The sequence below is a fragment of the Streptomyces sp. NPDC107521 genome, assembly GCF_055598485.1.
Window position 1 is genome coordinate 311,491 of record NZ_JBVKAT010000006.1, and the last position, 12,292, is coordinate 323,782.

Consider the following 12,292-nt stretch of genomic DNA (forward strand, 5'->3'; position numbering starts at 1 on the left):
CCCCCGGCGGGTCCCCGGTCAGCCCAGCTTGGTGACCTGGGCCCCGGCGACGTTCTCGGGGAAGGGGAAGTCCTTGCCGGTGGCGGCGGCGCCCAGGTTGATCTCGGCGAAGGCGGCGAGGGTGGAGCCCTTGCGGGTGACGATGACCTTGACCGGGAAGCTGGAGCCCTTCTCGGGGTCCAGCTTCAGGGTGAGGGCGACCGTCTCGTCGGCACCGGCGGGCGCCACGTCGCCGGGGAGGACCTCACCGATCCTGGTGCGCTGCCCCTTGGCGGTGAAGACGAAGCCGTCCTTGCACGCCTCGAAGGACTTCCGCAGGGCGTCGACGGCCTTCGTGGCACCGTCGCCCTGGTAGGACGAGAGCGTCAGCAGCCCCTTGGACATGCCGTTCATGCGCTCCATGGGGTCGGCGCTCCGCTCCTTCCCGGAGGGCTCCTTCGGCGCCGAGGCCCAGGACCGCTTGACCGCCGCGGCCGGGTCGGCCTGGGGGACGCCGTTCTGCGCCAGGGCGAGCGGCAGACAGGCCGCGTTCTCCGTCGTCACCTCGTCGCGCGCGACGTCGTCGACCTTCACGACCTCGGTGACCGTGATGTCCTGGAGGTCGGACTGGGTCAGCGCGCGCATGTCCAGTTCGGCGCTGGAGTGCGTCCGCTGGTTCTCCGGGGACGGGGTGGCGCTGCCGGTGGCGCTGGCGCTCGCGGAGGGGGTGGGGCTGGGGGCGGTGCTCGCCCGGTCCTCCCCCTTGCCGTCGTCCGACGAGCCGCCGCAGGCGGTGACGAGGAGGGCCAGGGCGGCGGCGGACGCCGCGAGGGCGGTACGGCGGACGGCGGTCGTGGTCACGGCGGGGACTCTTTCGTAGCCGGGGCCCGGTGAACTCCGGGAAGTCTGCGGGAACTTTACGCACCGGTGGCGCGGATTCCGCCACCGGTCCGGCAGCCGGAACGCGACCGTGACCGGCGTGTCCGGCGTTGTCCGGCGTGACCGACCTGTCCCCCGCCCCGCGCGCCCGGACGCCTCCCGGACGCCTTCCGCGTCCCTCCCCGCGGCCCCTCCCCGCGGCCGCGCCGCGCCGGATCACCCGGTGTCCCGACACGTCCCGCCACATCCCCACACGTCCCGCGCCCGGCCCCCGGCCCCTCCCGTGCCGCCCGGCCCCCGCGCCCCGTCCGGCGTGACACAGCCCACCTGTCGCCCCGTTCGAACTCCGTTAACAATGGACTGTGATCTCTCCGGTCTCCTCGATACCCCGGAGCGCCCACCGGCAGCGGCCGGAGGCGACTCCCTACGTCGACCTCACCCGTGCCGAGTGGAGCGCGCTGCGCGACAAGACGCCGCTGCCGCTCACCGCCGAGGAGGTCGAGCGGCTGCGCGGCCTCGGCGACGTCATCGACCTCGACGAGGTGCGGGACATCTACCTCCCGCTGTCGCGGCTGCTCAACCTCTACGTCGGCGCCACCGACGGCCTGCGCGGGGCCCTGAACACCTTCCTCGGCGAGCAGGGCTCCCAGTCCGGGACCCCGTTCGTCATCGGGGTGGCCGGCTCGGTCGCCGTCGGCAAGTCCACCGTCGCCCGGCTGCTCCAGGCGCTCCTGTCCCGCTGGCCCGAGCACCCGCGCGTCGAGCTGGTCACCACGGACGGCTTCCTGCTGCCGACCAGGGAACTGCAGGCCCGGGGGCTGATGTCGCGGAAAGGTTTCCCCGAGTCCTACGACCGCCGGGCGCTGACCCGCTTCGTCGCCGACATCAAGGCGGGCAAGGACGAGGTCACCGCGCCCGTCTACTCCCACCTCATCTACGACATCGTCCCGGACGAGAAGCTCGTGGTCCGCCGCCCCGACATCCTGATCGTCGAGGGACTGAACGTCCTCCAGCCCGCGCTGCCCGGCGGCGACGGCCGCACCCGGGTCGGGCTCGCGGACTACTTCGACTTCAGCGTCTACGTCGACGCGCGCACCGAGGACATCGAGCAGTGGTACCTCAGCCGCTTCCGCAAGCTGCGCGCGACCGCCTTCCAGGACCCCTCCTCGTACTTCCGCCGGTACACGCAGGTGTCCGAGGAGGAGGCCCTCGACTACGCCCGCACCACCTGGCGCACCATCAACCGGGTCAACCTGGTGGAGAACGTGGCGCCCACCCGGGGGCGGGCCACCCTGGTGGTGCGCAAGGGACCGGACCACAAGGTGCGGCGGCTCAGCCTGCGCAAACTGTGACGGAGGGGTCGCGGCCGGTAGAAATACCGGATGCTGCATCTGCGCCTGATCATCCCGGCCGACCGGACCGACGACGCCGTCCGGCTCGTCCGGGAGACGGTCGGCACCACCCATCTCGTCGTCCTGCCCGGTGCCGCCCGCGAACCGGAGGGCGACGTCGTGCTGTGCGACGTGGCCCGCGAGTCGGCGGACGAACTGGTGCGCCGGCTGCGGCGGCTGGGCATCCAGCGGGACGGGGCGATCACCGCCGAGTCGATCGGGATGTCGCTGTCCGACCACGCCGACCGGGCCGAGCGGGAGGCGCCGGGCGCGCCCGCGGACGCGGTGCTGTGGGAGCAGCTGGAGGAGGCGACGAACGAGGAGTCCTCGCTGTCGATCACCTATGTCGCCTTCATGGTGCTCGCCACGATGATCGCGGCCTGCGGGGTGGTCCTCGACAACGCGGTCCTGATCGTGGGCGCGATGGCGGTGGGCCCGGACTTCGGACCACTGGCCGGGATCTCCACGGCCGTGGTGCAGCGGGCGCCGCGGCTGGCGGCGCGGTCGCTGCTCGCCCTGCTGGTGGGCTTCGCGGTGGCGATGGCGGCGACGGTGGTGCTGAGCTGGGGCATGACCGCGCTGGGCCTGTTCAGTGAGGAGCGGCTGGAGGGCCCCCGGCCCAACACCGGCTTCGTCTACTCCCCCGACGCCCTCTCGTTCGCGGTGGCGGTCATGGCCGGCATCGCGGGCACCCTGTCGCTGACCTCGGCCAAGTCGGGCGCCCTGGTGGGCGTCGCCATCTCGGTCACCACGGTCCCGGCGGCGGCGAACGCGGCGGTGGCCCTGAGCTTCGGCGACCTCACCCAGACGGTGGGCTCCGCCGAGCAGCTCCTGGTGAACCTGACCGGCATCACGGTCGCCGGGACGGTGACCCTGCTGGCCCAGAAGTCCCTCTGGTCCACCCAGCGCAAGCACCTGACGAAGCCCGGGACCCCGTAGCGGGACCGGGCCGGTGCCCGTGCCTTCCGGGGCCGCCGCTCGCGCGCGGGGCGGGCGGCGGCACGCTCGGAGCGCGGGACGGCGCGGGCCCGGGCACCCGGCCGGCCCGGGCGGAACCCGGCCGGCCCGGGCGAAACCCGGCCGGCCCGGGCGAAACCCGGCCGGGAGCGGCGCCCGGCGGGGCCGGGCGGGAGGGCTACCCCAGGGAGGACTTGACCGCGTCGGCCAGCCGTCCCGCCACCGAGCGGGCCTGTTCGAGGTCCGCCGCCTCCACCATCACCCGCACCAGCGGCTCGGTCCCGGAGGGCCGCAGCAGCACCCGGCCGGTGCTCCCCAGCTCCCGCTCCGCCTCCGACACGGCGGTGGCCAGCTCCGCCGACGTGCCCACCCGCGCCTTGTCCACGTCGCGCACGTTGACCAGCACCTGCGGCAGCCGCTCCATCACCGACGCCAGCTCCCGCAGCGACCGCCCGGTCTGGGCGATCCGCGCCGCCAGCATCAGCCCGGTCAGCGTGCCGTCCCCGGTGGTGGCGTGGTCGAGGATGATCACGTGCCCGGACTGCTCGCCGCCGAGGGCGTACCCCTTGGCCTTCATCTCCTCCAGCACGTACCGGTCGCCGACCCCGGTCTGCACGAACCGGATGCCCTCGCGCTCCATGGCCAGCTTGAAGCCCAGGTTGGACATGACCGTGGCGACAACGGTGTCCTCCCGCAGCGCCGACCGCTCCCGCAGCGCGAGCGCCAGCACGGCGAGGATCTGGTCGCCGTCGACCTCCGCGCCGGTGTGGTCCACGGCGAGGCAGCGGTCGGCGTCGCCGTCGTGCGCGATGCCGAGGTCGGCGCCGTGCTCCACGACGGCGGCCCGGAGCAGGTCGAGGTGGGTGGAGCCGCAGCCGTCGTTGATGTTGAGGCCGTCCGGCACGGCGCCGATGGTGACCAGTTCGGCCCCGGCGCGGGCGAACGCCTCCGGCGAGACCCGGGAGGCCGCGCCGTGCGCCTCGTCCAGGACGATCTTCAGCCCGTCGAGCCGGTTGGGCAGGACGCCGATGAGGTGGGCGACGTACTGGTCGAGCCCCTCCTCGTACTCGCGGACGCGGCCCACTCCGGAGCCGGTCGGGCGGTCCCAGGGGGCGCCGGTGCGGTGCTCGGCGTAGACGGCCTCGATGCGGTTCTCCAGCTCGTCGGCGAGCTTGTGGCCGCCGCGGGCGAAGAACTTGATCCCGTTGTCGGGCATCGCGTTGTGGCTCGCGGAGAGCATCACGCCGAGGTCGGCGCCGAGCGCCCCGGTGAGGTGGGCGACGGCGGGCGTCGGCAGCACGCCGACCCGCAGCACGTCCACGCCGGCGCTGGCGAGCCCGGCGACGACGGCGGCCTCCAGGAACTCCCCGGAGGCGCGCGGATCGCGGCCGACCACGGCGGTCGGCCGGTGTCCGGCGAAGGTGCCCGCCTCGGCCAGTACGTGCGCCGCGGCGACGGAGAGCCCGAGCGCCAGCTCGGCCGTCAGATCCGCGTTGGCGACGCCGCGCACGCCGTCCGTGCCGAAGAGTCGTCCCACTTGTCCTCCTGAGGAAACGTCAATTCCGGAAGCGGCTGCCGGTGCGGCCCGCCCAGTCGGCTCCCGAGGCCCGGGACGTGCGGTAGGCGCACTGCCAAGCCATACGAACACACAAGCATCAGAGCGTCTTGTGTCGTTATACGCCTAACGGCGGGGATACACGAACGCCCCGGCAGCACATAGGCGTGCCGCCGGGGCGTTCGGAGTACGTACGGGCGAGCCGGACCGGCTCGCGAGACGCACGAGCAGGCAGCGAAGCTTAGCGCTTGCTGTACTGCGGGGCCTTGCGGGCCTTCTTCAGACCGGCCTTCTTCCGCTCGACCGCGCGGTCGTCGCGGCGCAGGAAGCCGGCCTTCTTGAGCGGGCCGCGGTTGTTGTCGACGTCGGCCTCGTTCAGCGCACGGGCCACGCCCAGGCGCAGCGCACCGGCCTGGCCGGAGACGCCGCCGCCGGCGATGCGGGCGATGACGTCGTAACGGCCCTCCAGCTCGAGCACCTTGAAGGGCTCGTTGACCTCCTGCTGGTGCACCTTGTTGGGGAAGTAGTCCTCAAGGGTGCGGCCGTTGATCTTCCACTTGCCGGTGCCCGGGACGATCCGGACGCGGGCGATGGCGTTCTTGCGGCGGCCCAGGCCGGCGGCCGGCTGCGGCTCGCCGAAACGGGAGGCGAGGGACTCGGAGGTGTACTCGCCCTCGACGGGCACCTCGGACTCGCTGGTGTAGCTGTCGATGTCGATCTCTTCGAGCGGCTGCTCGGCAGTGGTCTCGGCCACGATGCTCCTCAGATTCTCTTCAGTCTTAGGGGGTGGCCGGACTTACTGCGCGACCTGGGTGATCTCGAACGGCTGCGGCTGCTGCGCGCCGTGCGGGTGCTGGTCACCCTTGTAGACCTTCAGCTTCGAGAGCATCTGACGGCCCAGGGAGTTCTTCGGGAGCATGCCCTTGACGGCCTTCTCGATGGCCTTCTCCGGGTTCTTGTCCAGCAGCTCGTCGTAGCGCACGGAGCGCAGACCGCCCGGGTAGCCGGAGTGGCGGTACGCCATCTTCTGGGTCCGCTTGTTGCCGGAGAGGTGCACCTTGTCGGCGTTGATGATGATGACGAAGTCACCGGTGTCGACGTGGGGCGCGTAGATCGGCTTGTGCTTGCCACGCAGGATGGAGGCGGCGGTGGAGGCCAGACGACCCAGGACGACGTCCTGAGCGTCGATGACGTGCCACTGGCGCGTCACATCGCCGGGCTTGGGGCTGTACGTACGCACGGTTCGTAGCCTTCGCTTCTTCAGTGATTGGTCCTGACAAGGTCACCGAAGACGATCACGACAGCCCTGACCGCACCACGGTGACGCAAACCGTGTGCTGGTCGCTGGTCATCGGTCCCGGTGGACCGGTGTAAGGGCCCCTCACGTGAGAATGAGCAAGCCAATACACATAACGACTGTGCAGAATACCCGCCCGGCCGCGGCCGGGTCAAAACGGTGCTGCCGACGCCCGCACGGGGTCCCGGGCTTCCCCGGCACGGTCGTGACCCTCCATGGTAGCCCGTGCCGTCACCGGTGCGTTCCGCGCCCGTCGCGCCACGGTCACCGCGAGCACGCCCAGCGTGAAGGCGTCCTTGAACGCCCGCCGCCGCACCCCCTCCAGCCAGGGCCAGGTCACCCCGGGGAGCTGGGGCACCAGCGCCGCCCAGAACCAGGGCCCCCGGGCCACCGACCCGGCGTACGGCAGCCCGGCGAGCAGCAGCGGCACCACGACCAGGAGGTAGTGGTCGTAGGACGGCCGGGAGACGAGGAAGGCGGAGAGCATCAGCCCGGTCCCGGTCTCCGCGTACCGCAGCGGTCCGGCGTCGCCCCGCCGCCAGCGCAGCAGGGCGCACAGCACCCCGGCCGCGGCCGCCAGCGCCGCCGCCCCCTCCGCCGGCGCCCCCGGCACCCCCAGCCGGGGCAGCACGGCCGCCGGGGACGCCTCGTAGAGCCGGACGAAGCCGTCGTCGCCGTGGAGCAGGAAGGGGAGGGCGCGGGTGAGGAAGCCGCCGGGGCCGGGCACCAGCAGGGCCGCCACCCCGGAGGCGGCGGCCGGCACCAGGACGGCCGCCGCCAGGGCCCGCCCGCGCCCGGCGAACAGGAAGAGCAGGGCCACCGGCGCCAGCAGCGGCTTGAGCGCCACCGCCGCGCCGATCACCCCGCCCGCCGCCGTCCACCGCCCCCGGCTGGCCAGCAGCAGGCACAGCGGCAGCGCCGCGGCCGCCGTCACGGTCCAGTTGCCCAGCCGCACCAGGTGCCCGAAGGGGGCGAAGCCCGCCGCCAGCCCGGTCAGCCCCAGGGCTGCCAGGCGGCTGCCGAGCGGCACCCGGTGCAGCGCGAGGGCGCAGGCCCAGCCGAGCGCCAGCAGCAGGACCACCGCGCAGGGGGCCGCCGCCCGCAGCACGGGGGCGGGCAGCAGGGCCTCGGGGGCGGCGGCCAGGACGGCGCTGGGGAGGTAGAGGAAGTGCGGGTCGTCGTAGGGCGAGCCGCCGGACAGCCAGGTGCGGGCGGCCCGCACCACGATCGCGTTGTCCATCCCGCCGGGCGGACCGGACCGGGCCGCACTCGCCACCGAGGCGGCCAGCACCGCCGCGAGCACCGCCCACGGTGCCCGGCCGGCCGGTCGCACCCACCATCCGCGGATGTCGCCCTCGCGCGTCGCCATGCACCGAACCCTAGGGTCTCGGGCCCCCTCCGCCCCGGACCCCGCCCGGCCGCGCGCCCCGGCCCGCGACGGCCCGCACCGACCCGAACCGGCGGGTCCGGCCGGGCGTCCCGGCGGGACGGCGGAGCCGGCGGCGCGCTCCGGCGGGGCGGCGGAGCCGGCGGCGCGCTCCGGCGGGGCGGGCCGGGCGCCTCGGCGGGGCGGGCCGGGTGCGGGCCGGGCCTCCGACGGGACAGGGGGTTGCGGAAGGCGGGTGCGGAGGACGGAAGCGAGGACGCGACGGGGGCGGGCGGGGGCCGCACGCGAAGACACGACGGGAGCGCCGCGGAGGACGGACACGAAGACACGACGGGAGCGCGCGGCGAGGGTCGCCGAGGGCGGCGCGGGCGGTGCCGGGCACCTCTAAAATGCCGCCCATGAGCTTTGGGCAGGGGGGACCCCAGCAGCCGTGGGACCCGTGGCGGTCGCACTCCGAGCAGGCCGGGAACGGGGGTGCCGGAACCCCGGACTGGGCCGCGCTCGCGGAGCGCTCCGAGGCCCGCGGCAGGCGCCGGAGACTGTTCCTCGTCGGCGGCGGTGCGCTGGCCGCCGTGGCGGCGGCCGTCGCGGTCGCGGTGGCCGTGGCCTCCTCGGGCGGCCCCGACGGGGCGGCGGCCTCCCCCTCCTCCGGGCCGCCGACGGCGGCCGGGCCGTCCGGCGCCACCGCCTCGGCCCCCTCCTTCGCCCCGACCAGCGCGCCGCCGCCGCTGGACCCGAAGGACTTCGTCTCCAGCGCCGCCAAGGACCGGGCGCCCCTCGGCCCGGGGACCCTCTTCCCCGGCACCCGCATGACCATGGGCGACGCGGAGTACGGGAAGGGTCCGGTGGCCGACACCCGGTCCTGCGCCACCGCCGCCCGGGGCACGCTGCCGCAGGCGCTCGACGCCCATGGCTGCACCCGTCTGATACGCGTGACGTACCGGCGGGACGGGGTGGCGGTGACGGTCGGGGTGGCCGTGTTCGACACGGCGGCGAAGGCGTCCGCGGCGCGGGCCGGGACCGACCGGCGGAGCACCGTCCGCTCCCTGTCGGGCGAAGGGGTCCCCGCCTTCTGCACGGGCGCCGTCTGCCGTTCGACCACCAACTCCTACGGCCGCTACGCCTACTTCACCCTGGCGGGCCGGGTCGACGGCAAGGACGTGACGCAGGGGGACGCGGCGGTCTTCCGGGCCGGGGACGACCTGGCCGAGTTCACCTTCCGGCAGATCCACCGCCGGGGCCGGGCCCAGGCCTCGGCGGCGGCCGCCGCGGACTGACCGCCCCCGGCCGGACGGCACCGCCCGGGACCGCAGCCGCCGCGGGCACCGTCCCGGGCGACGGACACCGCGGGCCGGGGTCCCGGCGGGCACGGCCGCCCGTGGGCGGGGCGTCGGCGGGCACGGGCGCCGGTGGCCGCACCCGGCGCCGCGCCCGCCCCGGAGGGGGCAGAGCCGCGGGGTCAGAGCCGCTTGGCGCTGCGCAGGGTCTTGGCGTAGTAGCCGTTGCCGTCCAGCCGGGAGACGCCGCCCACGTCGCCGATGGTCGGGCCGTTGATCTCCTCGCGGCTGGAGACGAAGATCAGGTGCCCCTCGGTGTCGTAGCCGAGCACCATGCCGACGTGGTCCAGCCGCTCGGCGGTGCGGGTGTCGAGCTTGAAGAAGACCAGGTCGCCGGGCTGGAGCTGGTCGATGGCGGAGGGCCGGTCGTCCGGGGTGATGCCGGTCAGCGGGAGCACGTCGGCGCCCTCCTCGGAACGGGCCATGCCGTTGGCGGTGCGCGGCAGCCCGTCCCCGGAGGTGTCGGAGGACATCAGCGGGTAGCGGGCGCGGTAGCCGAGGACCATCCGGATGAAGCCCGAGCAGTCCAGGGACTTGGCCCGCATCGTCTCCGGCTGGCCCACCGAGCCGTCCCGGAAGGGGTACGTGACGCCGAGGTAGTCGTAGAAGTCGGACTGCTCCAGGCGCAGGTCGCCGCCCTCGGCGCCGGTGGTGTTGAGGGGGCCGAAGTTGGCGTCGCCCGCGTAGACGAGGCCGGTGTCGTCCTTCTTCTGCGGGGCGCCCGCCACGTACTGGAAGGCGATGGCGAAGAGGTCGTCCTCCTTGCTGTCCCGGGACTCGGCGTACCAGTCCTTGAACCACGCCTCCTTCTCCGCGCCCTTCTTCCACAGCTCCGGCATCAGCCGGACCCAGTCGGTGGTGGAGACCTTGGAGGCGGTGGAGGCCGGCTCGGTGAAGGTGCGGGCCGGGCCGGTCAGGGTGGCGGTGCGGGCCCCGTCGGTGAAGACGCCCATGATCCGGCCGTCCTCGCCGCGCAGCACGGAGCGGGCCGGGTTCTCCAGCCGGGACCAGCTCGCCTCGCCCTCCTCCTTGGCGGAGGGGCGGCTGCCGTCCAGGACGCCGACGTTGCGCACCGAGGTGACGCCCTCCTGGTCCTGCTTGCGCAGTTCCAGGGTGAGGTAGGTCGAGGCCCCGACGAGTGCCAGCACCACGAGACCCGAGACGACCGGGCGCGATTTCCTCTTCGCCTTCGCTGCCATGGTGTTCTCCTCTGCTTCTCGTATGTCAGACGGTGGGCATGACGCCGAGCAGCAGTCCTGCGGCGACGACGATGTAGGCCATGAGGGAGACCGTGCCGGTGGCCAGCAGGGTGGCCCCCTTGGGCTGGCGCACCATCTGGTAGGCGACCAGTCCGGGCACGATGAAGCCCAGCGTCTGGTTGCCGTAGAGCAGCGGGAACTCCATGGAGAGCACGATCATCACCGTGGCCTGGAGCAGCACGCCCAGCAGGACCACGGCGGCGAACAGCCGCTTGCCGTAGAGGATCACCAGCCGCTGCATGATCTTGGTGCCCGCGTAGGTCAACGCGGTGACGCCGACCATCATGGCGGCGCGCTGGAGGTCCTCGATGAGGGTGAGGGCGATCCAGCCGGGCGTGATCATTCCGCCGGGCGACAGGTTGGTGGTGAGGTAGCACAGCAAGGAGAAGAACAGCCCGATGGCGATGCCCAGGGCGGCCATCTCGGGGGTCAGGGCGGCGGTGGTCAACGGGGTCTCCGGGCGGGCGGGCGGGCGGACCCGCCGTAGGGGTCGTCGTGCGGATCGTCAGGGGTCGGCCAGGACTGCTGCGTGGGGACGTACTGCCCGTAGTGCCCGTACTGCTCTTCCTGGTACTGCTGCCGCTGCTGCGGCGGGTACGGCTCGGTGTCCTGCGGGTCCTGCTGCCGCGGGTCCTGCGGATGCTGCCGGCGCGGGTCCTGCGGCGGGTACTCCCGGGTGTCGTGCGGCTCCTGCGGGTCCTGACCGCGCGGGTCCTGCGGGCCCCGCTGCCGCGGCGCCTGGTGACGCGGCTCCAGCGGTTCCAGCGGCCCCTGCGGGTGCTGCGGGTGCCGGTCCTGCGGCGGGTGGTGCGGCTCCGGCCGCGGCGGGTACGCCTGCTGCGGCTGGTGCTGCTGTTGCTGGTGCTGCTGTTGCTGGTGCTGTTGCTGGTAGGGCTGCTGCCCGTAGGGGCCGGTCGGCTGCTCGGGGATGCGGACGACCGGGATCTCCTGGGTCCGCGTGGCCTGGTAGCGCTCCTCGTAGGCCATCGGGTACGAGGCATAGGGGTCGATGCGCTGCGGCTGGGCCGGGGCGGCAGCGGCCGGGGCGGCGCCGTCGTCGGCCTCGCTCTCGTCGGCGGGCAGCTCGGCCAGGTACTCCAGGAGCTCCTCGCCCTGGCCGTGGATGTTGCCGATGGCGACCAGGGAGGAGCCGTCGGACATCCGGCCGAGCAGGGCGGGCATGAACTCGTCGGCGGCCCGCCGCTCACCGCCGAGGTCGACGGCCCGGTCGCGCCACTGCGCGGGGATGGCGTCGATGGCGCTCTTGGCCGGGTGGCCGATGACGAAGACGTTGTCCGGCTCCAGGTCCGGGATGATCTCGCCCATCTGGCCGTTGCGCTCGACGCGGTCCGGGCGGCAGTTGATCACGACGTTCAGCGGGCGGCGGATGGCGCCGAGGTCGAGGAGCTGGTTGATGTTCATCAGCGTCGACTCGGGGTCGTTGGCCGCGAAGACGTTGGCGAAGGCGAGCCGCTTGCCCTCGGGGGTGGCGTAGCGCTCCACGGAGAGCACGCCGGGGTCCGGCGGGGCGTCGTACATGCCCTGGAGGGCGACCCGGCGCTCCACACCGAGCAGTTCCGCGACGACCAGCGCGATGGCGACGTTCTCCTTGAAGGTGAACCAGCTGAAGCCGCGCAGCTCGTCGTCGGTGACCATCTCGGGGTCGGCGTAGACGAGCTTGCAGTTCCGGGCGTCGGCCTCCTCCTGGAGGATGTGGAAGCGGTCCTTCTCGGCGGTGACGCAGATGCCGTTCTCCGGCATCGAGCGGCACAGCGAGCGGGCCACGTCGTCCAGGGTGGGGCCCATCTCCGCGAGGTGGTCCTCGCGGACGTTGCACAGGACGCCGATGGTGGAGCGGATCAGCTTGCTCTGGTTGACCTCCTGGAGGGCCGGCATGACCGCCATGCACTCGATGACCAGCGCGTCGGGGCGGTAGGTGGCCGCCCGGCGGACGATGCCGATCTGCTCGACGACGTTGGCGATGCCGAACTTGCGGTAGACCGGCTCCTCGGTGGCGTCGGGGTGGATGAAGCGGGCCGCCGTGCCGGTGGTCTTGGCGACGGTGACCAGGTCACCGCCGCGCAGCGCGCCCGCGCACAGCCGGGTGATGGAGGACTTGCCCCGGATGCCGTTGACCAGCACCCGCGAGGGGATGGAGTGCAGCGCGGCGTAGTGGCGGCGCTGCTCCACGATGCCCGCGGCCAGCAGGAACAGGCTGCCGACCAGCAGCACGAAGTACAGGTAGAGCACG

Annotated in this window: 11 protein-coding genes; 3 read left to right on the forward strand and 8 right to left on the reverse strand. The window is 73.6% G+C overall.

The features are described 5' to 3' along the window. Nucleotides 1–18: 18 nt before the first annotated feature. Nucleotides 19–840 carry a hypothetical protein gene (locus ACZ7LB_RS12545; protein WP_471467560.1) on the reverse strand — a complete coding sequence of 274 codons (822 nt, stop codon included), beginning with the start codon at nucleotides 838–840 and terminating at the stop codon, nucleotides 19–21. A gap of 380 nt (nucleotides 841–1,220) precedes the next feature. On the opposite strand from ACZ7LB_RS12545, the gene coaA reads away from it, so the two are divergent. Both coaA and ACZ7LB_RS12555 read left to right on the forward strand, forming a co-directional pair. After that, a complete protein-coding gene (coaA, locus tag ACZ7LB_RS12550; protein WP_161227010.1) occupies nucleotides 1,221–2,210 on the forward strand; it encodes a type I pantothenate kinase in 990 nt (329 codons plus the stop codon). Nucleotides 2,211–2,240: 30 nt separating this feature from the next. Beyond that, entirely contained in the window at nucleotides 2,241–3,188 is a 948-nt protein-coding gene (locus ACZ7LB_RS12555; RefSeq protein WP_471467562.1) for a DUF389 domain-containing protein, read from the forward strand. Nucleotides 3,189–3,384: 196 nt separating this feature from the next. On the opposite strand, the gene glmM is transcribed toward ACZ7LB_RS12555, so the two are convergent. From glmM to ACZ7LB_RS12575, 4 genes are all read right to left on the reverse strand, one after another. Next, entirely contained in the window at nucleotides 3,385–4,743 is a 1,359-nt protein-coding gene (gene glmM, locus ACZ7LB_RS12560; protein WP_471467564.1) for a phosphoglucosamine mutase, read from the reverse strand. Nucleotides 4,744–5,002: 259 nt separating this feature from the next. After that, nucleotides 5,003–5,515 carry a 30S ribosomal protein S9 gene (gene rpsI, locus ACZ7LB_RS12565; protein ID WP_161227007.1) on the reverse strand — a complete coding sequence of 171 codons (513 nt, stop codon included), beginning with the start codon at nucleotides 5,513–5,515 and terminating at the stop codon, nucleotides 5,003–5,005. A gap of 42 nt (nucleotides 5,516–5,557) precedes the next feature. Continuing rightward, complete coding sequence (rplM, locus tag ACZ7LB_RS12570; protein WP_137303147.1) at nucleotides 5,558–6,001, reverse strand: 50S ribosomal protein L13; 444 nt, start codon at nucleotides 5,999–6,001, stop codon at nucleotides 5,558–5,560. Nucleotides 6,002–6,209: 208 nt separating this feature from the next. Then, nucleotides 6,210–7,427, reverse strand: coding sequence for a glycosyltransferase 87 family protein (locus ACZ7LB_RS12575; protein WP_471467566.1), 1,218 nt, complete (start codon nucleotides 7,425–7,427; stop codon nucleotides 6,210–6,212). Nucleotides 7,428–7,843: 416 nt separating this feature from the next. On the opposite strand from ACZ7LB_RS12575, the gene ACZ7LB_RS12580 reads away from it, so the two are divergent. Continuing rightward, a complete protein-coding gene (locus ACZ7LB_RS12580; RefSeq protein ID WP_471467568.1) occupies nucleotides 7,844–8,722 on the forward strand; it encodes a hypothetical protein in 879 nt (292 codons plus the stop codon). A 182-nt stretch (nucleotides 8,723–8,904) separates the two neighbouring features. On the opposite strand, the gene ACZ7LB_RS12585 is transcribed toward ACZ7LB_RS12580, so the two are convergent. The 3 genes from ACZ7LB_RS12585 to pgsB are packed head-to-tail and all read right to left on the reverse strand — an operon-like array spanning nucleotide 8,905 to nucleotide 12,291. Next, a complete protein-coding gene (locus ACZ7LB_RS12585; RefSeq protein WP_471467570.1) occupies nucleotides 8,905–9,981 on the reverse strand; it encodes an NlpC/P60 family protein in 1,077 nt (358 codons plus the stop codon). Between the two features lie 25 nt (nucleotides 9,982–10,006). After that, nucleotides 10,007–10,489, reverse strand: a complete 483-nt coding sequence (locus ACZ7LB_RS12590; RefSeq protein WP_471467572.1) for a poly-gamma-glutamate biosynthesis protein PgsC/CapC — start codon at nucleotides 10,487–10,489, stop codon at nucleotides 10,007–10,009. Further along, nucleotides 10,486–12,291 (reverse strand): poly-gamma-glutamate synthase PgsB, encoded by a 1,806-nt coding sequence (gene pgsB / locus ACZ7LB_RS12595; protein ID WP_471467574.1) that lies wholly within the window; start codon nucleotides 12,289–12,291, stop codon nucleotides 10,486–10,488. Before pgsB ends, ACZ7LB_RS12590 begins: the two co-directional genes overlap by 4 nt. Nucleotide 12,292: the final 1 nt, after the last annotated feature.